General features: G+C 42.8%; 14 protein-coding genes. 2 read left to right on the forward strand and 12 right to left on the reverse strand.

From position 1 onward, the window contains the following. Positions 1-104: 104 nt before the first annotated feature. Both M1K58_RS26420 and M1K58_RS26425 read right to left on the reverse strand, forming a co-directional pair. On the reverse strand, positions 105-956 hold the full coding sequence (locus tag M1K58_RS26420; RefSeq protein WP_256761893.1) for a phytanoyl-CoA dioxygenase family protein: 852 nt from the start codon (positions 954-956) through the stop codon (positions 105-107). 96 nt (positions 957-1052) lie between these two features. Beyond that, a complete protein-coding gene (locus M1K58_RS26425; RefSeq protein ID WP_256761894.1) occupies positions 1053-1928 on the reverse strand; it encodes an AraC family transcriptional regulator in 876 nt (291 codons plus the stop codon). Positions 1929-2069: 141 nt separating this feature from the next. Between M1K58_RS26425 and M1K58_RS26430 the strand changes: the two genes are divergently transcribed. Together M1K58_RS26430 and M1K58_RS26435 are read left to right on the forward strand one after the other, a co-directional pair. Continuing rightward, positions 2070-3887 (forward strand): cache domain-containing sensor histidine kinase, encoded by a 1818-nt coding sequence (locus tag M1K58_RS26430; RefSeq protein ID WP_256761895.1) that lies wholly within the window; start codon positions 2070-2072, stop codon positions 3885-3887. A gap of 40 nt (positions 3888-3927) precedes the next feature. Then, complete coding sequence (locus tag M1K58_RS26435; RefSeq protein WP_256761896.1) at positions 3928-5496, forward strand: response regulator; 1569 nt, start codon at positions 3928-3930, stop codon at positions 5494-5496. Positions 5497-5591: 95 nt separating this feature from the next. Here the strand turns inward: M1K58_RS26435 and M1K58_RS26440 are convergent, their stop codons facing one another. The 10 genes from M1K58_RS26440 to M1K58_RS26485 form a co-directional block, all read right to left on the reverse strand. Further along, a complete protein-coding gene (locus M1K58_RS26440) occupies positions 5592-8504 on the reverse strand; it encodes a family 78 glycoside hydrolase catalytic domain (RefSeq protein WP_256761897.1) in 2913 nt (970 codons plus the stop codon). Between the two features lie 294 nt (positions 8505-8798). Further along, positions 8799-9791, reverse strand: coding sequence for an ROK family protein (locus tag M1K58_RS26445; protein WP_256761898.1), 993 nt, complete (start codon positions 9789-9791; stop codon positions 8799-8801). Then, positions 9788-10423, reverse strand: a complete 636-nt coding sequence (locus M1K58_RS26450; RefSeq protein ID WP_256761899.1) for a D-sedoheptulose-7-phosphate isomerase — start codon at positions 10421-10423, stop codon at positions 9788-9790. The genes M1K58_RS26445 and M1K58_RS26450 overlap by 4 nt, the downstream gene beginning before the upstream one ends. A 31-nt stretch (positions 10424-10454) precedes the next feature. Beyond that, the gene (locus M1K58_RS26455; RefSeq protein WP_256761900.1) at positions 10455-12950 is read right to left on the reverse strand and encodes an alpha-mannosidase; all 2496 of its coding nucleotides are present in this window, start codon (positions 12948-12950) and stop codon (positions 10455-10457) included. Positions 12951-13153: 203 nt separating this feature from the next. Beyond that, positions 13154-14464 (reverse strand): carbohydrate ABC transporter permease, encoded by a 1311-nt coding sequence (locus M1K58_RS26460; RefSeq protein WP_256761901.1) that lies wholly within the window; start codon positions 14462-14464, stop codon positions 13154-13156. A gap of 17 nt (positions 14465-14481) precedes the next feature. Then, a complete protein-coding gene (locus tag M1K58_RS26465) occupies positions 14482-15387 on the reverse strand; it encodes a carbohydrate ABC transporter permease (protein WP_256761902.1) in 906 nt (301 codons plus the stop codon). A gap of 211 nt (positions 15388-15598) precedes the next feature. Beyond that, positions 15599-16027, reverse strand: coding sequence for an S-layer homology domain-containing protein (locus tag M1K58_RS26470; RefSeq protein WP_256761903.1), 429 nt, complete (start codon positions 16025-16027; stop codon positions 15599-15601). A gap of 330 nt (positions 16028-16357) precedes the next feature. Continuing rightward, positions 16358-17755: an extracellular solute-binding protein gene (locus M1K58_RS26475; protein ID WP_256761904.1), complete on the reverse strand. Its 1398-nt coding sequence runs from the start codon at positions 17753-17755 to the stop codon at positions 16358-16360. Between the two features lie 104 nt (positions 17756-17859). Continuing rightward, the gene (locus tag M1K58_RS26480; RefSeq protein WP_256761905.1) at positions 17860-19494 is read right to left on the reverse strand and encodes a response regulator transcription factor; all 1635 of its coding nucleotides are present in this window, start codon (positions 19492-19494) and stop codon (positions 17860-17862) included. A 16-nt stretch (positions 19495-19510) separates the two neighbouring features. Continuing rightward, positions 19511-21343 carry a sensor histidine kinase gene (locus M1K58_RS26485; RefSeq protein WP_256761906.1) on the reverse strand — a complete coding sequence of 611 codons (1833 nt, stop codon included), beginning with the start codon at positions 21341-21343 and terminating at the stop codon, positions 19511-19513. Positions 21344-21391 lie beyond the last annotated feature (48 nt).

Genomic DNA, 21391 nt, shown 5'->3' on the forward strand with positions numbered 1-21391 from the left:
GGGATGCAAGCGAATAAAGGTTGAACGAACTATGACTTGTCCCATAAGCAGCTAACTGCGCTTGTAGGACAAGTCTCCTATTTAGTCGTTATTCATCCTTTTTCCTAATTGCCAATCTTTACAGCCGCTTTGTCTGCTGCTGCCCATTGGGCCCAAAGCTGCTCATCCGCATCTAGGAATCCAGAATTCGCACGGACGTCCAGCTGCTCATCGACTCCGAATAACCGGAGAAGGCGATGGTCATTACGGCTTCTCGCTTCCTTGATGATCCGTTGTACATTCGGTCCGTTATGATTATCCGTAGGTTTAAGCCAGCTTTTGTTGTAATAGACACTGAAAAAATATCGGGTATCCCCAGAGGTATTGGGTGTACCGCTATGAATGAGTCCATTGTGCGTCACAGCGACGTCTCCGGCCTTCAGATGAAGGATTTGTTCCTCCTTATGCGGTCTGCTTCGATCCTCTTTGTTAATGTCGATTTTCTGGCGGTGGGAACCTGGGATAACCCTTAACGGTCCATATTCATTGGTCAATTCCTGCAGATAACTGATCGCATTAATTGAAAGTGGGCTTACATAGTCTTCAGTCATCGGGTAGGTTGCCCATCGGTCGCGATGCCAACCGTTTACTTTCCCTTGAGCCTCAGTTTGTGATGTGGAAGGAAACCCTGCCAAAGATAAATTGTCCAATTGAACGAAGGGCCCTAGTACGAGTTCTGCAAAATCTAGAATCAACGGGTTGGCTACAGCCGGAAGCATTTGTGTGGGAGCCAGTTCACAGGTATTGGCGAACCACCATGTATCAAATGCTGTACCTGAGACAGATTCATGCAAACGATGATACGTCTTTTTGAGCAGCGCAATGTCCTCTGGATTATAGACTCCCTCAAATAGCGTATAGCCTTGCTCCTTAAATTCCTCGTAATGCTCATCTAGTTTTTTCTTAGATTGTGTCATGGAATAATTCCTCCTACTCGACTTAACTACAACCTAATTCTAGCAACGAACTTCACGCCGGAGAATACAGCGAACCACAGAGTTGTTGTCTGATTTTCAGTTTATGTAATGGTTTTTCAAATAGTCTGAAGGTGAATATCCGGTTATCTTCTTGAAGATCCGACTAAAGTAAAACGGGCTGGAAAAGCCGAACCTCTCTCCCACCTCATAAATAGTAAGCTTCCCGCTCTTCAATACTTCCGCCGATTTATCTATCCTTAACCTGAGGTGGTAATCTAGGATGCTTAACCCTGTTTTTTTCTTAAATACTTCACATAAGTAGTTGTAATTCATCTTCATGATCGAAGCGATATAAGGACCCGAGATTTTACGTTCACTATTTTTTTCCAGAATTTCGATGATCTTATGAACGGTGATATCCGCTTTGGAATTTATTTTACGAGCCTCTGATTGCTGATATAAATCTAAAAAAAGCGCCAGAGTATTCATGCTAAGCAGAAGGTGACGCAAATCGTTGCTCGATCGATACAGCTGTAGCAATTCCTTTAGTTTTCTTTCGGTGTGCGCATCATTCGGGACTTCAATTGTTTTGGGTAATTTGAACGAGGTTTGATATACATCTTGGGAAAACCAGCTTGCCCCCTTATTTGCAAAAGTGAGCGGTACCATCTCCAATTTGTCGAGGGGATTCGAAGGTTGATCAAAAAAATGAATAAAAAACCAGCGTGAGCCAGGTTCATTAATAGGTTGCCCCCATTGGCGGATTCCCTTTTTTAGAAATAAACCCTGTCCTTTGCGCAAAATATATTCGCTTTCGTCCTCCCATAGGGTCAATCGACCTTCAGTAACAAATAAAAACAGATGATAGTCCATCACTCTATCCGGATGTGCCCACGCTGGCTCCTGCGCCCCATATTCACCTATATCTCTGATCAAGGGTAGCTTATCCCCGTCTAGCCATATTTCGTGCATAGTTGGTTCACCTCACTTATCTCAATTATGCGACTCCGACACTTTTAATCGTAAATGGTGATTTTGAAAGTACCAGGGGGAAGATTTCACACAAAGGAGGCTGACATTTGGAATGTGTTATACTGACTTAGGAGGTCATTTATGCTATCTTTCAAGAATTTACAAACAAAGTTATATGTGACTTATTCACTTGTCCTAATCATAATTGCTCTCATTATCAGTGTGCCGATGTATGTGTATCTGAAGAATAACATTGAAACTAATATCAAAGAAAATATAGGCCGAGTTGTAAGCGGTTACTCAGGTGCTCTCGATGTATACTCAACCATTAGTAACAATGTAAGCACCCAAATGTATATGAATCGTGACAATTCAAACTATACAACTTTTCAGTATCTAAATTCTATTACCTATTTCAAGGATTCGAGTCCCAGTGAAATCTTACAATCTGAAAAGGCGATTCAAAACTCCCTTTACTTGAATGCTGCAGTCTATCAAACGATTCATAGAATTAATTTGTTTACGCCACACGGAGAATTCTACTCAACTAACAAAGCGGATGCCGATATTCAACAAACCATCCTTGCGAATGATGGGTTTAAGAAGGTGGAAGCTGCGAAAGGCTCCTCCCTATTGGATTTCTCGGAGAAGGACAGATGGTCATCTATGGATTCCGGTCCCGTCTTTTCATTCATTCGACAGATCAATTGGGATTCACATCCTGTTGGTTTCTTAGAGATACAATTTAAATCATCTGAATTACTCCATATAGAGGAAATAGATGCGAACCAAGATAAGCAGCTTATGATCCTGCAAGCGGGCGAGGTTCTTTATTCTTCTGCCCCCCTTGCTTCAGAACCCTCTTCCCAACAGCTAACAAATATCCTTAATAAGATTGGCATCTCAAGTGCAGGGAACGGTATTATTACTAATCATCAGGGGAAAGACGATTTCTATATGTATCAGACTTCCAAGGAAACAGGAGTAACGATTGTCGTAACGATTCCGAAATCTCAATTATTTGCACCTTTACAATTGTTTCGTAACGTCACATTGTTAAGTGTATTTCTCCTGATTGCAGTCTCGATATTTGTTTACTTTATTCTTGCTAAGATTTTAACCCATCCCCTTAAAAAGTTAAAAAAGGCGATTGACTCCATTAATCTCGGGGAGAAAAATGAGGCCTTTATTGATAATAAATTTCATATGGGCGAGATCGAAATCATTAATCGTTCCTTTCTAGCATTGAACCAGAGATTACAAGATAGTCTTGAGGAAACCGTTCAATTTCGAACCTTGCAAATGCAAGCCAAATTTGATATTCTTCAAGCCCATATTAACCCCCATTTCTTATTTAATATGCTAGGTGTCATTACCGTCTTATCAGACAGAGGCCAACAAAAGGCTGTATCTGAAACAAGTAGAAAGCTCTCCCAGTTTTTACGCTATTCGATTTCTTCCGGTTCATCCATTACGACCATTAGGGATGAGCTTGAATTTGCCAAGGATTATTTAGATCTATTAACGTCCCGATACCAACACCGACTTCATTATGTAATTGATGTTCCTGATGTGCTATTAAATATTCCAATTCCCAAATTATTCATTCAGCCGATCATAGAAAATTGCATTCAGCATGGATTACCAGATATCGACAAGCAATTGGATATTCAAATCATCGGCAAAATAATCGGAAACAAGTGGGAAATACGCATCACCGATAATGGTGTCGGCTTTGACCCTAAATCTTTAGAAACATTAAATCGCAACATTCAGGATTTTCTCGAACAAATTCAGACGAGTCAAACCGCTAAAGAGCCTGTTGCAATTGGTGGGATGGGCTTAGTGAATACAATCGCCAGACTCCAGCTCATGTACAAGGAGCAATATCATTTTTCCATTGGAAATAATGAAGATTGTGGAGCTTATGTCTATTTCCAAGGCTACATAAAGCTATAATACGATTTCCCTAACACATTCTGTAATGGAGGTGACTACCATGAGGATTATGATTGTTGATGATGAGCCCTTCTACATTGACCACCTTAAAGAAGTCATAGAAAACAGTCACTTCAGTAAATCTGAACAGACCCAGATTGTCGCACAATGTATTAGCGCTAGCCAGGCACTAGAAGCTATCCCTACCCTTCAACCGGATTTAATCTTTACAGACATCAAGATGCAACATATGAATGGAATCCAGCTCGCCACAACCATTCGTCAAAAGTGGCCTCAGATCATCGTTGTTATCGTGAGTGGTTACTCTTCCTTCGAATATGCCCGAGACGCAATCCGCGCCAATGTTGATGATTATCTTGTCAAACCTGTTGATCCTTCGGTCATAGAACAATTATTGAATAAAACGAGTAAACGGATTGACATGGAATCCTATCAACGACAACAATCTTTACTCAATGAGCTGCTGGACAGCAAACACATAGAGGTAGAAGCCCTAGCAACCTTAAAGCAAAGCTTTACCTTCACCAGTTATCATGTGTTTTATTTTAATAAGACGACGTCCTTATTGAACAAAGACCACTCACCTACTCCAACGGAGCACGAAATCCAAAGAGAATTAGCCCAGCACCCCTTATTACTTAAGAACGAAAGAGCTTGGATCCTTTCAAGAAATGATTCGAAAAATAGGGTTATCGTGCTCGGATTATATAATTCCGACGATGAGAAGATTAAAAATTTTGCTGCCGCATTCCTACAGATTATCGGGTATAACGGAAGTAACCATTCTATGGCGGTTAGCTCTATTTTCAAAGAAATAACGCAGCTTCACCAAGTTGCCCATCATCTTCACGATGAACTGTACCAACAGCTTGTTATTGGACATACAAAGAAGATCTTCCTATTTGAAGCTCAACCCGCCTTTGAAAAATCCAGCCTGCTGCTGGACAGCACAGATGAGAAGAAGATCGTTATCGCCGTTGATAAAAAAGATTGGAAGTTATTAAAAAAGGTAATCACTCATTGGTTTGACCAGTGGGAGCGGAATTCATGTCCTAACCTCTATTTACAAAAAAATTGCAAACAAATTGTTCAATGGCTAGAGAAATACTTCCGTACATTGGATCCACTTACGAGTATTACTACAGAGAAAGAGATAGAGGAAATCATCGACTCGGCTTACTCCTATGAGAAAGCAGTTGAAGACATTTGGAGCTTGTTATCCCATATTTTCCGGATTGAAGAGCATGAGTCAATCAGTAACAAAGGAAAACTCTTAATCGAACAAATCACAGACTATATGGCTGCAAATTTAAGTGAAGTCATCTCTATGACTCACATCATGGATAGATTTCAAATTTCGAGCACCCATCTGGGAACTCTATTTCGCAAGCATCTCAGCAAAACCTTTGTCGAATATCTAACCACTCTCCGTATTGATAAAGCGAAGGAGCTCATGCGAATTTATCCCGATATGCCGTTCAAAGAAATTTCCGAAATTGCAGGCTATACGGATCGACACTATTTCACTAAAGTATTTAAGCTTGTTACAGGCAAATCTCCAACAGATTTTAAAGAGCAGCTTCTTCAGGAAGAGAAGTCTGAGAGCTAGATCATTATCGAATATGTTTTTTGCGAAACGACAAGAGAGACTCCAAGAATAGTGCAGCCTTGGAATCTCTTTTCATTACATTAACACCTATTCACTTATAAGATGCCCAGCTTCATTTCCGTGATCGAGCCGGTATAGCCTTCTGGCAAACGGATGCGAGCTATCATCCCTTCCGGATAGGACACATTAAGCTGAATCGTCTGGTTGCTCTCATCAAGGGTCCATGAAACATCAATCCGCCCTCCTGCCGGGTGCGGGACACTCCCTTTCGCCCATGTAAGTCCACTTGGTGCAGGCGCAATCTCAACTTCAGTCCAGCCTGTCGTCAGACTCTTCACGCCAAGCACCTCACGACCTAAAAAATAGGCTGGAGCAGACGACCACGCATGACAATGACTGCGCGTTAGCATATCCGGATTAGCCCGATTCTCAATGAAGTTCGGATATTGCTCCCAGCACGTGGTCGCGCCATTACGGATCATCGTGCCATAGTGATGGCGAATATCGTCCAAGATAAGACGAACCTCACCCAGTTTGGCCAATGCCTCATAATAGAAGAAGGACATAAATGGACTACCGATTTGCACAAAATGTTCCGGCGGTTGAACGAGATAAGCGTCGATGATCATCTTGCGCTCCCCCTGTACGACACCCGTAAGTGAGGCGACAACCTGCGAATGTATGCTCACGCTGTCTGAGCGACGACCATCCACATGAATGCAATCAATAAATGCTTGCTTCTCTCCATCCCAAAGCTGCTCGTTGATTGCATGTGCAAGATGATTAGCCGCTTCCTCGAATTTGGCTACGCCGACCTCAGCCTTGGCAATCGTCCCCATCTGTGCCGCTACGCGCAAAGTCTGAACCAAGAACATGTTCTGATGCGCCACAACACCGTCGTTAGGCTGATCGATCGGCGACCAATCTAATAGGTTCCAGCCTTTTACATTAAACAATCCGCGTTCGTCAATCTTGAGCAAATAGTGTTCCAGCGTGTACCGAATAGGGTCATACATTTCTACCGCGAACGCTTCATCTCCGGTTTGCTCGTAATATTCCGCACAAGCGATTGCCCAAAAGAACGTCCAGTTCGGGATCACGCTACTCCATCCGCTCGGCACTTGGTTCACATACAGCGGCGATTGGTGCTTGGAGCCGGGAACAAGTCGTAAGCAACGCTTCAGAATATCCTGCACCCCAAATAAGTAATTGCTTACGAGCGCTTCGTTTCGGCTATCGCCGACCCAGAACGTTTGCTCATATGCTGGACAATCGATGAACGTGTCTTCCATACACAGCTTTGTCGTATGCCGGCTTATTTCCCAAATATCATTGAGTAGCGCATCAGAGCATTCGAACCGCCCCACTTCGGCCATTGGATAGTTGCTTTGAATGAAGGTCAAGCCGTAGATTCGCACAGGTAACGTTGCTCCGCGCACCGTTAGCGCCAGGTAGCGGAAGCCACGGCGGATAGGCGTCTCATACACTTGTCGCCCTTCATGACATACGTAACGGAGAGTATGATCTAAGTCGAACGTATCCTGTCGATATTCTCCGGACATATACTCGAAGCCATACCAATCAAGCACCGTTCCCGCTTCTGCCTCCACTTCGAAAGAGAGGTAGCCGGAATATTCTTTGCCCAGATCGAACAGTACTTCAGTATCATAGCCATCGAACAATGGCACGAGACCAGCCTCATTATTTGGAATGATTGCATTCTGAAGCTGTGCGGGAACCGCAAACTTCACGTTCTCATTACGCCAAACACTAAGCGCGAACACATCAGCCTCAGACACATACTTAGGATCGATTGGGCTTATCCAGTCTGCGAATCGCTCCAAGTCCTCTGGTTGCTTCAATGTACCGAGCAGTTCAACGTATACAGGATGATCCCAAATAAGCTCTCTATTAGGCTGATGATCTATTGGGATGACAGAATCGAATGGACCGATTCGATAGAAGGTAGATTCTGAATGGTTAACTAGCTGCTCTAAAGGGGCAACGAATGAAAGATCACCACTCTGATCTCCATATATTCCGATCTGTAGCTTACCGGTATGGAAGCCTCCGGATACATCGATAACAAGCAGGTTATCCCCTTCGTTCAGGTTAACGTCCACATATCTTTCGGGAGTCGTTCCATATATATGGTCATGGGGGATTTCTTCTCCATTTAAGGACAATGCCCTAAAGCATCCTCCCGATTGCAAAAAACCTAGTGTAGCTGAACCCGCACAAGCCGTACGAATCGAAGTCACCACGAATCCAGTAAGTTGAATCCCATTCGCATGGTCCTCACTGCCATCGTTCAGCGCATTGCGAATATCTATCGCTGTTGTCAAATGGAATGATCTCACCTTCGCCAACGACTCAACCCGCACGGGGTAAACCGTCTCGTCCGTCAGCATCGGGATGTCCCGAGGCTTTAGTGACGTCCATGGTGCTATACCGACTGGACCAAGAACGATTGCATTCGACCATCCCACATCGTTATAATCTAGCTTCATCCATGATGAATCCCATGCCCTAGCGTCAACGTATTCTGAGAATCCTTGCTGAATCGACATGCGTGGTGCGCGTGGATGCTGTCCGAGATGACGTGAGTTAAGCCAAGTCTCGTCGGTCGCAACGATGACATTACCTTCCGCGTCATTGAGTTCAGCCAACAGACCTCCACGTCCTCTGATATAGTAGAAAGTTGACAACCCGAAGTGTAGGACGAGTACAGCAATTGTATTTTCTTCGCCAACCTTTAATAGATGTCCAACTTCATAAGTATCATAAGCTTGCTCGAACGGCCATGAGCGAACGGGTCCTCGACCGAGCCTCGTCCCATTTACGTACAGAACATAACGAGAATCCGCCGTAATTCGTAATGTAGACCCAGTGTGAGACTCAGCATTAGCCGGAACGTCGAATGTTTTACGGAAGCATCTCCATTCATTTCGAGGACTTTCCTCCCCCTCTCCCCAAACCCACTTGGCTTTCCAACTTGTAGTTATCATTATTAGGTACCCACCCCATTCTGTTAGAATTTCTTCTATTGTAAAAAAAAGTGTAAATCCTCGTTATGGGTTAATCATGACATTCTATGAGCAGATTATGATATTACTAAAAAACCTTGATATGCGTATCCCAATAGCCCCATTCATGATGGCCCGGCCCTTCAACATAAGTTAGTGGAAAAGTCACCTTGCATTGTCCATCCGGCTGGAGTCAAGAAGCTATGAATGAGACCTTGCAAGGGATCACAGAAGGTTGGGATTTAATTTTGGATTCGAAACAGGTGAAGCTTGGCGTTATTTTAGATTGGATTGACTCATGTGCAACGTTCTGGCAACAGACAAAGCTGCATAATCTCCGACTTCTTCCCCTAGAAAAGCAGGAACGATCTCGCAAACCGCCAAGGAATTCGGCAAAGCCTCTCTATTAAGCTCTTCCAGCATATAGGGTTCGATAAGCTGTCTTTGTCTTCCATAAATACTGCCGATTATGACTCTCTGCGGATTAAGAAGATCAATAAGATTAGCTATTCCACGTCCCAGATGAACGCCAACTTCTTGGAAAATTTGAAGTGCAACTGGGTCACCTCGTTGAGCAGCTTCCGCTACATCTCTAGCCGATATCTCATTGGTGGAATCAGACGAATGATAGAACGATGGCAATGCGCCGCCATTCTTTATTCGTTCTCTTACTTGAGATTGAGCAGCCCGGGCAATGCCTCCTCCGCTACAGAAACCCTCGAATGATCCTGCCTTGTTATATCCGATCGGCCCTTCCTTCTCCAGACGAATATGCCCGACTTCGCCCGCATTGTCATTCGTTCCTGAATATAAACGTCCGTCCAAGATGAGCCCTGCTCCCATTCCGGTACCGAAGGTAAGGAAGATTATATTGCGAGTTCCTTGTCCCGCACCCCACTGCCACTCGGCGAGCGCGCATGCGTTGGCATCATTTTGCAAACCGACCGGTACATTGAAGTGGCGTTTGATCGGGCCAATGACGTCAACTTTATCCCAATGAGGTAGGTTAGGGGGAGACAAAATAAGTCCACGCTGACTATCAAGAGGTCCGCCGCAGCTGATCCCTACTGCCTTTAACCGTTGTTGGTCTTCCGGATATTTCAGGAATAAAACCATTAATTCATCAATTAATTGTTGAATGGTCTCCTCCGGTGTAAGGGGAGTCATAAAGTTTATTTTATCCATAATCTCGATGTGATTTTCCGATGATCGACCGATTGTGACCGCGCATTTGGTTCCGCCAATATCCATTCCGGCGTAGGTGATCATTGTCCGAAAAACACCTCCTCCAGCATGATACACAAAGTATGATAGATGGGAAGGTGTCTCTCTTGAACATCCGGTGTTTGGTGATAGGGAACTGTAATCGTGACATCGCATAGCGCCTTCATTTGTCCTCCCGAGCTCCCTGTTAAACCAACGGTTTTCATGCCCTTTGCTTTAGCGATTTGGAGGGCACGAATGATATTGCGAGAGTTCCCTGAGGTACTAAGGCTAAGAAATACATCCCCTTCGTTGCCATAACCGTAAACCTGCTGTGCGAATACCATATCGGAATCAACGTCATTGGAGTAGGCCGTCATGAAGGCGCTATGACTTACTAGCGAAATTGCAGGTAAGGCTCCTTGCAATCCGTTACAAACCTCGTCCGTTTCTTCAGGAAATAGCTGCGCAAACTGATGCCGGAACGATGGGGGAACCGGACGAGTTAGCATAAAGCCTTTCATCAATTCCCCAACAATGTGCTCGCTATCGGCTGCGCTGCCCCCGTTTCCGGCGACCAATACTTTGCCATAATGTCGATAACAGGATTCTAAGAGACTAAAGGACTGTTGGATTTCGGGAAGACATTCCCTCAATTCCGGATACTTAGTTTGGAGCACTTGTAGATGAGGATTCATACATTTTCTTTCCTTTCAATAGATTTTCTCCTTACATCGGCATCTCGATCATATTGACTTCCGAAACAGCTTTCTCTGGATCGGAAGGGATCCATAACGTTTTGATTTCGCACTTACTGAAGCGCATGCTCCACTTGCGGTTCAGAACTGGAATTTCGATATTCGTTACTCCATCCTGTCCGTCCGTTTCATAGCAGCGAAGAATAAAACCGTCTTGAGCTTCGGCTTTTTTGAATACGGTAACGATAAGGTTGCCAGCAGACACCCGAATTCCCTCGGTAATCTGAGGCAGTGAGCCTTTATGATAGGTTTCAATAATGTGAATAGGCGGAACATTCAGTTCATTAGCCTTTTTGGAAGCTTCGGCATTCCGCCAATCCCCTATATGGGGAAAGAGAGCGTAGCGGAATTCCTGCACGCCTTGATCCATATATTCGTTAAATTCGTCCCGAACACCGTAGTGGTCAGCATACATCGGACTCCGCACGACAGTCATTCTCAAGTCGTTATCCTTGACGTCGAAGCTGTACTTCGAGTCGTTAAGTAGTGTAAGTCCGTAGCGCGGTGCGACATCAGAACCCGTATTTCCTGTTACGTCCAGCCATTGTTGTCCCGGTTCTTCTTCGCCGTTTACCAGTCTTTCGATATACCCGTAAGGAATTTCATAAGTGGCCTCAGGATCGTTAACGTTTACCGGAAAAGAGAGCTTGAGCATCTTGTGTTTTTCTTGCCAATCGAGCTTTACCTTCACTTCAATCCCAGGCTTGTCCCGATAAAGAATGAAATCCTGCTGAAGCACCGAATGGTTATATTGGTTCGTAACGCGCAGAATCGAGCGAATTGGACCCGATTCAATCAATTTGACTTGTGCATCTGAGAACTTAGCGATTTCGTTGCGAAATTCGAATACCCCATGAGACCATGTGTCACAATGATGCTCATCGATCACGATCGGAACCGCGCCTTGACCCCTCAGTGCTTCCACGCCATTTAGCTTATCGTACAGTCTACGAATATGTCCGGTATGGGGCTCAATCTCAAGACGATACCAGTTGTTCTCCAATGAATAAGCCTCTGAGACTAGACCTTGTCCCGTTACACTAATCGGCAGTTCCTTATCCTTGTAAATCCAGTACACGCGGTAACCCATTGCTGGAATTCGTCCCATGAAAACAGTATCATATTTATCTTCTTTATTAGTGCGGGATCCACGAACAACCTGGTACTCGATGGCTTCACCCTTATCATCGCTGATACTCTTGACCATTTTGTTAATTTGAATATGAGCATGGACTTCCCAAGAATGAGGGTTAAAGACGACGAGAGGAACTCCTGCATCCTTCTGCTCCCAGAGTAGCCAATCTTCATCTTTGCTTAAGGACTGAATCTCATCCTTCATCGTGTCGATGGACCACGAGATCTTCTGCAAGGCTGCATTCAGAGTGACCGCAGCGATGTTAAGGGATTCTCCGTAAGCTTCCCTTGAATCCTCATAGGCTTCTTTAATGGAACAACCACCCATGATGTCGTGAAAATGGTTAAACATGACGTTTTTCCATCCGCGGAGAATCTCAGTTGCCGGATAACTGAATCCAGCTATCAGATACGAGAAGGCACTAAACTTTTCAGCTGTCAGCAGACGATGCTCTGCTTTGCGATTTAAGGCTTTCGTCTCCGAATGGGCGGAATAGCATCCGCTTGCATGATGTTGCAAGTCATCCGTATGAACCGGAAGGTCGAGGTGTCTTTTTCCCATTTCTTCGAAATAAGCATCCGGAGAACTAATCTTAAATTGATCTTTGCAGTAATCTTTCTGTAGACGGTGTATGGCCTGCATATTCCCGATCGTAGGTCCGCCTCCATGATTACCGACTCCAAAAAAGTTCATGAGGTCATGTTCATGCTTCTCCGCGAGCTCAAACACCTCAAGGGCTTTGCCGCGAATGGGATCATTATAACTCTCGGAACCCCAGTTGCTACTGTAGCCAATCGGAATACGGAACGTCATAACGCGGCTCCCGTCCTTGCTTTCCCACCAGAATAAGCTGCGTCCCATCTGCTTCTCATGCTCATCTGGACGCATGAATACATAATAATCCATACCGCTCTTTTTCAGAATCTGTGGAATCATGCTGTGATGGCCGAAAGAGTCGACGTTGTAACCTACCTTAGACATAACGTTGAACTTTTCTTGGAAATATCGTTGGCTGTACAATCCGTGACGGACGAAGGATTCGCCCGAGGGAAGATTGCAGTCGGGTTGGATCCACCACCCCCCGACGATTACCCAACGTCCCTCTTGCACCCGCCTGCGAATCTCTTCGAACATCTCCGGTGCATTATGCTCTACCCATTCATAGTAAGCGGCACCTGCACAAGTAAATATAAAATCGGGAAATTCATTCATTCGGTCCAACGCCGAGCGGAAGGTCGCTTTGATTTCCGCATAACCCTCTTGCCATTGCCAGAGCCATACTGGATCCAAATGCGCGTTACCAATCATATGAAGCTTGAGATCTTTATTCATTGTTGTTTGTATTTCCTTTCTGATTGAATATTGCTGAGAGGCAATCCGATCGTTACAATTTGACCGTCCAAATAGAAGCTGCGAAATTCCGGATCGGTAAGAAGCACGATATCGGTTCTCTATCTCAGGACTTTCCTTATAGAGGCTGCGATAGATTGATTCATTATATCTACCTCAATTGTTGCATTTGTGTTGAGTTTCACTTATCCCTTTACACCTGTAAAAGAAGCACCTTTTTCAATATACTTTTGGCAGGTTGCAAATACGATGAGTAGAGGGATCATGCTCAGAACGCCAATAGCCATGACTATATTCGATGGGGTTGTTGATTGTAGTGAATTTAAGGCAACTGTAATTGTCCAATTGTCTTGCCCCGTCGAAATAACCAACGGCCACAAAAACTCATTCCAAACAGGTAAGAAAACCATAACCGTAACAACAGTGAAAATAGGAATCGACATCGGTAGTACAATTTGTATGAACTTCCTAAGATCTGAAGCACCATCCACTTCAGCAGCTTGCATGAGTTCGCGTGGCAATTGATCGAAAAATCCCTTGAATAAAAAGATAACAATCCCCCACGCTGTATGAGGTAAAATGACACCCCATAATGAGTTCACCAAATGCAGTTGAGTCATAGTTAAATAAAGTGGGACGAGGAGTACAATATCGGGCACAGCAAGCGTTGCTAGAAAGAACAATGTCAACCACAATTGAAGCTTCTTACTCCGAATTGTAAATGAAATGGCATAGGCTGCCAGGGATCCTATAACTAGCTGAAGTAGGATTGAAGCAAGGGTGACGAAGGCACTATTATAAAAATAATGTAGATAGGACGGGCCGTTACTAGATTGGGCCTGCCCCATAAGAATGACCGTCCGATAGCTGTCGAATATACTCCAAAAACTTCTGGATACCTCCAAGCTTTGCGGCTTGCCCTTCACAAATTCAGTCGACTGATAGAACTCTTGAAAGTGTTGAACGATCTCAGAATCCGAGCTTGATATTGCCTTTTCATTTGATATCGCGGCATCTCCATACCACTTAAACGAAGATAGCTTTTGTTTTTTAATATCTGGTAGCTTATTATCCAGTCCGTCTGCATTAAATAGACTTGAAGGAACAATAAATTTGTTTGCGTATCGGAAGGAGTAACCTGCCGTTTTAGCCCGATACAAGAGTTGTCCATCTTTTACCCCTTCGATAACAACAGCTCCGATCAAATCACGACTATTCATTTTCCATGGAAACCAGATCGCTTTCATCGCGTCTTTTTCATAAAAGTCAGCATCATTAATACCTTGACCTGTATAGTCCAATGTCACTTGAATGGTTTGAGGAATAGATGGCAACCACTTGGGTGGATTTGCTGTTATGGATAATTCATTCTTCATCGATGAGGAGATCATCCACAATAATGGAAACAACGCGGCTAATATAAAAAACAGAGTTATCAGATAGGCGATAAACTTCATTGTGTGCTGACCTTTTTCTTTAATGTGATGTTTACTCATTGCCTTCCCTCCTTCCATTAATCCGATTCTCTCGAGAGTCTTAGTTGTATAAATGTAATTAGCGCTGTAAGGATAAATAATAGAAAGGATATTGCACTAGCTGTACCAAAGCGCAATTCATTAAATGCTGCGTTATACACAAGGATGGAAGCCACCATTGTCTCATTAGCAGGACCACCTTGTGTGAAAACATAAATGTTATCAAACGTATAGAGTGCACCTGTTAAATAGGCGATAAACTGGATCAAGATTATAAACCGAATGTTAGGCAAAATAATCGCTGTCATTCTTCTCCAAGGACCTGATCCATCCATCTTCGCCGCTTCCAAGATTTCTGTTGATACCGCACGAATAGCCGAAAAGTATAAAAGAATAGCAATACCCGAGCTAGCAAAGACAGAAGGTAAAACAATGGCATATTTAACTACATTGAGATCGTTTAGCCATAGATAAGGGCCTAGTCCTAGTTTGCCTAAGTAATAATTCAATACCCCGTAATCCGGGTTATACATAAACTTCCAGATCAATACAGTGACAACACCAGGTGCAATAGCAGGGATTTGATAGATAAACCGAAATAGTACATTACCTCGATGAATTTCATTCAGGAATAAAGCCTGGACAATAGGAATCCAGAAGGTTAAGACCAAATATAATAATGCAAACACGAGGGTAACTCCAAATGCATGCCAAAAGGTAGCTGCTGTTAAAGTCTGTATAAAGTTATCTAAGCCGACAAAATTACCTGGTGGATTTCCGATGTTATAGTCAAAAAAACTGATATAGATCATACGAATTGTTGGATAATATTTGAATAGTAAATAACAAATAATTGAGGGTGTTAAAAATAAAACGGGTACCCAACGGATAACAAACTTACGCTTTTGTTTTTTTTCTTGCTTCGTATCCATAATCATTTCCATTTCATCACCCTTTTTTTGAAGATCAATGTCGAATGTCGGGACTCCTTTAGCAGAATCCCGACATCCTTATTTGCTTATTTAAATTGTATAATAGGACCAGTTAACGATGAATAGAATAATTTTACTTTCACCTAAAAGTAATTCAACCTCATTTAGGTACAGCAAAAGAGGCCCTAAGGCGACTTACGCCCTGGAGCCTCTTCCTTATCTCTTATTTCAGTTGATTAATGACTTCCAGAATCAGCTTGGCCGCTTCTGCTCTCGTTGCGTTAGCCTGCGGATAGAACCTATTCTGCTCTCTGCCTTGAATGATGCCCATTTGCTTAAGTGCTGCCACCGAAGACTTTGCCCATACCGGGATATCCTTCGAATCCGCAAACTCGGCATTTACGTTCGCGTCATCCTTTAATCCAAGTGCTCTTGCAATTAGAACGGTCATCTCCGCACGCGTGATCGGAGCATTCGGCGCAAAGAGGTCAACACTCACACCGTACACAACGTGCTTAACCGCCAATACCTGCAACGCCCTAGCAGCCCAGTGCGTGACTGGCACATCGCTAAACCTCTTGTTAAATTCCAGAACTCCATATTTACTTAGATGCTGTAGCGTGACCGTTACTGTAATTGCGCTGCTATTCACTGCTCCCCAACTTTAATCGTATAGCCTTCCGAGTCTAGCGTAATACCTGTCGGCTCCAATGATAAAAGATGGGTTTCCAACGGTGATAACAAAAGTGTATCCTTTGCAATTGCCGTAGTAGAGCTTATCCTTACGTCTGAACAACCTGACTCCATACACGGACAATACGTATTATTACGAATTTGCGAAATTATGTTGCGGAATGGCGTTCTGTCAGAATGGCTGATTGTTGATCAATATCGACAACTATATTTTTCATCATATTTTCTCAAAGAAAAATGCCGGGAATCCTTCTGTGGGAATCCCGACATCTATCAATCGATAAATCGTTTATTTTGCGCTTAATACATCTGCGTTATATTTATCAACAATTTCTTTTTGGGCTAAATCTTGTGCTTTTTGAAGCTCCGCTTTCGGATCTGCTTTTTCATCCAACAGTATTTTTTGAACAGCACCGACAACATAAGGGGTAAGTCTTTCCTTCAGAAAATATTCTAAATGGGGGTCAGCGGCAGTCTCTGCAACAACTGCTGTCAGGTCGGCAGGGATGTTGGCAAAGAATTTAGTTACATCAACATCTGTACGAACTTGTAGCAAACCTGGAAATGCTCCATTATCGGCAGAGAATTGTAGCTTCTTCTCAGCAACTTCTTTGGATGCCATATAAGTAATATAAGTCCATGCTGCATCCTGTTTCTCCGGGCTTGTTTTGGCATTTATCGTCCAATATGACCCACCAACTTGACCTGGGTTTTTACCAACGGGTCCCTTTGGAAATGGCATCAAACCGATATCTTGAATGTTCATGCCGTTACCTGTAAACCAATCTACATTACCAATTTCCATACCCACTTTACCTGCTGCGAAGTCTTTTAGGTTGTCGACTAAGCTTTGTACAACATTCTTCTGCACCACTTTATCGGTCCATTTCAAATCTTTGTAGAATTGTAAGGCTTGAACGACTGGCTCAGAAGTAAAGGTTAGTGTCGCAGTTCCATCGTCATTTCTCACTGTCAAATCTCCACCTGCTTGCCAAGGAAAATATTCAAAGAACCAATCAGCAAACTCTAAACCCAGAATGTTAAAGCCATAAGTACCCTTAGCAGGATCGGTTAGCTTCTTCGCAACCTCTCTGAATTCATCCCAAGTTGCTGGAGGTTTTTCGATACCCGCTTCCTTAAACAGCTTCTTATTATAAGCAAATGTCATTACGTAAGCATCGTAAGTTAAGCCATAGTACTTACCATCTTTCTTTCCAGCTTCCATTGTGGCAGCCATCATTTTATCTTTATCTGCCCATGCATTCAAACGATCTGTTAAATCTAATACAAATCCATTAGCTATATATTTCTGAATATCAGGAAAAGCTGCTGCATGCCAAGCATCCGGACCAACCCCTCCTGCCATAGCCACTAAATATTTATCGCGATATTTATCATCTAATTTCTCACGCTTAACCTTGATATGCGGATATTCAGCATCAAAGGCTGCGAATATTTCTTCTTGAACCTTCTTATTCGGATCATCATCATTCGGTTGATCCCAAACCGTTATTTCAACATCCTTTGCAGGCTCCGGTGTTGCAGATGCTGATTCTACGGCTGGAGTTGTAGCGCTTGCTCCGGTGCTTGCTGCAGGCGTATTCTTGGATGATCCGCAAGCAGTTAGTACAATTGCAGAAGTCAGCAATACGGTTAATAACTTAAATGCCCCACTTTTTAATTTCACGCAAATGCCTCCACAAATCATATTTTATTAACAATTGAATTGTATAATGGGAGCACTTTGTGCTGAATACAATAATTTTTCTTTCGTTTATAAGTAATTCAACCTTATTTAGGAGTTCGATGCTCCTGCCGGAATTCGTTTGGAGAAAGACCACGTTCTTTTTTGAAAACATTACTAAAGTAAGCTGCACCTTCATAGCCTACTAATTCTGCTATTTCCTGAATTTTGAGATTTGTTCCAATTAACCATTCTGAGGCTTTATCGAGTCGTACGTTTGTCAAATACTCGGTGTAGCTTTGACCATAGTTCATCTTAAATCGTCTGGAAAAATAAGTCGGATTTATAAAAAAACGCTCTGCAATCAATTGAAGCGAGATCGGCGATTGTAGATTTGAATCCAGATACTGCTTTATTTCACCCATCAAATCCTTACTTGGGTGATTTTCTTTAGCAGCGATAAATATAGTAATCTGTGAAAGCTGATTACTAATATGCTGAACCGCGTCCTTCCAGCTCATTAAATTTTGTAGCCAGAACTGTAGATCATCCATCTCACCAATTAACAAGTCTGAATTTTTCGTTTTCTCGATTAGGTATTTTCTCATAAGCAAAAACATGTCTACACAAAACCATTCGAGATGAACATAAGTCGACAAAGGAGTATCCACGAGTAACTGCACACGTTTCTCCACCCAATTGATGAGTCCTACTCCATTACCATCAGATAACAGCTTGAACAACAATCGTTCCTCGTGATCATTTATGACATTATGCTTCGAATTCGATTGTGCACGAATTACGCTATAATCATAGATTTGGTTGGCACCCTGCATCATTTTATTGCGTAGCGATAATTTGGCCAACTGATACGACTGTTGCATTAAACTCATCTGATCCACAACACTACCAATGGCAATCGTGACATCCAGCTTCAAATAACGGTTGATACCATAGAGAACATTGGCAAGCCATTCCTTGATCATAATGTTCTCATTGATGTGACTTATCCCAAGTACATAGACCATTTCATTCTGATGGATAGCATGCTGGAAAATAAATCCGTCATAGTTTGCCAGCTTCATCTGGTCTGACATCACATTCTCAACTGCGAACCAAATCAGATGCTCCTCACCAGCCCTAAATGAATAATGGGGGAGTATAAAAGACTCTAGCTCTAGCACGATTGCCAGAAAATAAGGGTGGCTGTGTTCCATATCTGTAATCAGCTTCGAGTTATTTTCCATAGGCAGGGATGCTTGTCCTGTTTGAATCATTCTAGTTAAGTACTGCTTTCTAATACTCTCCCGATTCATTTCATGATCTTGCTTTAGCTTATCCAATTCCGCTTGGCTTTTTTTCACTGATTCCTTTTTATGAATGAGTTGGCTCAGTACAAGCTGTAGCTCATCCTCATCAATGGGCTTTAATAGATAATCGGATATTCCATATTTAATGGCACGCTTGGCATATTCGAAATCGCTGTACCCGCTAATAATAACAAATGAGATCAACGCATTTATTTCCAGTGCTTTCTCAATGAAATCCAAGCCATTCATTTCAGGCATACGCACATCTGTAATCACAATATCGGGGATTTCCTGTTTAATAAGCTCCAGTCCTTCTTCACCATCACTCGCTTCACCCATAATCGTAAGCGGTAGCGCATAGGACTGGATCTTGACGATGATCCCTTTACGCTGAATCATTTCATCATCTAGAATAAGCACCTTAAGGGTCATCCCACTCTCACCTTTCTTAGACAACGGTTTTCATTAACCGAATTGAAACTTCCGTCCCTTTACCAAGCTCACTTTTAATTGTTAGACCATAGACTTCACCATATATTAATTTCAGACGTTCATGGGCATTAACGATACCAATTGACCGTTGTTCACGGTCCACCGAAAAATCACGTATTGAAACCTCCGCAAGATCGGTTTGTAACTTTTTGAGTCGCTCCTCTTTCATGCCGAGACCATTATCCTTAACCGTTATGACAATATCCAGCTCATTCTGAGTTACTGCTTTTATCCAGATTTGCCCCCCTCTTCGCAAACCCTCTATACCATGAATAATGCTATTCTCAACAATAGGCTGAAATAACAGCTTGGGAATCCGCACGGATTCCAGCGCAGACTCCACCTCGATCTCATACTGTAAACGAGCTCCATAACGAATCTGCTGAATCTTAAGATATTGCTTAATCTGTTGAATTTCCTCAGCAAAAGTAGAGAAGCTACCACCATTCACGTTATAGCGCATCATTTGCGCCAGAGAATGACAAATTTCCTGAATGCTTTTGTCCTCCCCTTGAACGGCTGCTAAGCTTTCAATCGTTCCTAATGTATTGTATAGAAAGTGAGGGTTGATTTGAGACTGCAGTGCTTTGATTTCTGCATCTTTTTTATTCAACTCCGTTTCATAAACCTTCTTAATGAGCCGATCAATTTCCATCGCCATCTTATTAAAGCTGACGACAAAAAATCCGATCTCGTCATTCGTTTCCACAGGTATAGAGACTTTATACTTTCCCTGCTGGATCTGTCTCATTCCTACTCTCAAGCGTCTGATAGGTACCAGCACACGTGAAGATAATAGGCTCGCCAAGAGCATCGCGATCATTAAACAAGCAAATCCAATGATGATGGCTCTTTGGGCCAAAGCATTGACTTCCTCCAATAACACTGAAACAGGAACCTTCCCAACCAGAATCCAATCTGTATTGGCTACGCTTCGATAGAAGACCAAGGACTTCCCACTTTGATCGGTTACGTAGGCATAAGGCTCATCATTATGTTCATTCCATTTCATTAAATTTGCTTCTTGAAACAAAGGAGATCCGATGTTCCCCATCTCCGTGCTTAGAATAATTTGGCTATCCTGCTTATTCACCAGATAGAACTCACCATGATCTTGAATCTTTAAATCGTTCAACCAATTTTGTAACTTATCGAATGATAGAATAACAATCATGCTGCCAAGAACGGGCTGAAAATCGGCATACACATCCTTTAAAGCTTGTGTATAGGCGATCGTCTGGAACATTTGTTTTTTCTGTTTATCATAGATTTCAGTTAGTACCCAGGACTCCTTGCCATTATTGCTTAACGCAATCTGATTGAGCCTCTCCTTCTCCATTTCAAAGAGATCTCGGTCTTCGACATAGTTGTTCGATGCCATCACCTTAATACGTGTAATATTTTCCTTATCATTTACCGTGATCATTTGAACTAGCGCATTGCTATTCTGCATGAACAGAAACTTATAATTAAAGTACTCTATCTTTTCTAAATTCTCATATATATCCCTATACGCAATTTGAAGCTCCTCATCTCCAAAGAAACCCCAAGCATCATTCTTAATGTTACCCAGTTGTAATTGCAGGGTTTGAACCGCCTGCTCTATCGCTCGGTTCATATTTGAAATCTCACTTTGCTTAATATTAGTTGAGGTTTCAATATAGAAGTTCACACCTAGTGAAGTAACCGTCAGCACAATAACGGCGAAAAAAGCCAAGAGCATCTTCCTATAAAAGGAGCGTTTGATGTATTGAATAGGCGTAAGTATCCATGTCCAAACCCTTTTCATACCATTATCTCCCATATGCTTTTATTATCTATCGCTCTCTTGTAAACA

The sequence above is a fragment of the Cohnella sp. WQ 127256 genome (assembly GCF_024519285.1).
GTDB lineage: Bacteria > Bacillota > Bacilli > Paenibacillales > Paenibacillaceae > Cohnella.

Bases quoted from the DNA above. Each gene is read 5' to 3' on its own strand.
- M1K58_RS26420 (WP_256761893.1), bottom strand. From the start codon at position 956: ATGACACAATCTAAGAAAAAACTAGATGAGCATTACGAGGAATTTAAG.
- M1K58_RS26425 (WP_256761894.1), bottom strand. From the start codon at position 1,928: ATGCACGAAATATGGCTAGACGGGGATAAGCTACCCTTGATCAGAGAT.
- M1K58_RS26430 (WP_256761895.1), top strand. From the start codon at position 2,070: ATGCTATCTTTCAAGAATTTACAAACAAAGTTATATGTGACTTATTCA.
- M1K58_RS26435 (WP_256761896.1), top strand. From the start codon at position 3,928: ATGAGGATTATGATTGTTGATGATGAGCCCTTCTACATTGACCACCTT.
- M1K58_RS26440 (WP_256761897.1), bottom strand. From the start codon at position 8,504: ATGATAACTACAAGTTGGAAAGCCAAGTGGGTTTGGGGAGAGGGGGAG.
- M1K58_RS26445 (WP_256761898.1), bottom strand. From the start codon at position 9,791: ATGATCACCTACGCCGGAATGGATATTGGCGGAACCAAATGCGCGGTC.
- M1K58_RS26450 (WP_256761899.1), bottom strand. From the start codon at position 10,423: ATGAATCCTCATCTACAAGTGCTCCAAACTAAGTATCCGGAATTGAGG.
- M1K58_RS26455 (WP_256761900.1), bottom strand. From the start codon at position 12,950: ATGAATAAAGATCTCAAGCTTCATATGATTGGTAACGCGCATTTGGAT.
- M1K58_RS26460 (WP_256761901.1), bottom strand. From the start codon at position 14,464: ATGAGTAAACATCACATTAAAGAAAAAGGTCAGCACACAATGAAGTTT.
- M1K58_RS26465 (WP_256761902.1), bottom strand. From the start codon at position 15,387: ATGGAAATGATTATGGATACGAAGCAAGAAAAAAAACAAAAGCGTAAG.
- M1K58_RS26480 (WP_256761905.1), bottom strand. From the start codon at position 19,494: ATGACCCTTAAGGTGCTTATTCTAGATGATGAAATGATTCAGCGTAAA.
- M1K58_RS26485 (WP_256761906.1), bottom strand. From the start codon at position 21,343: ATGAAAAGGGTTTGGACATGGATACTTACGCCTATTCAATACATCAAA.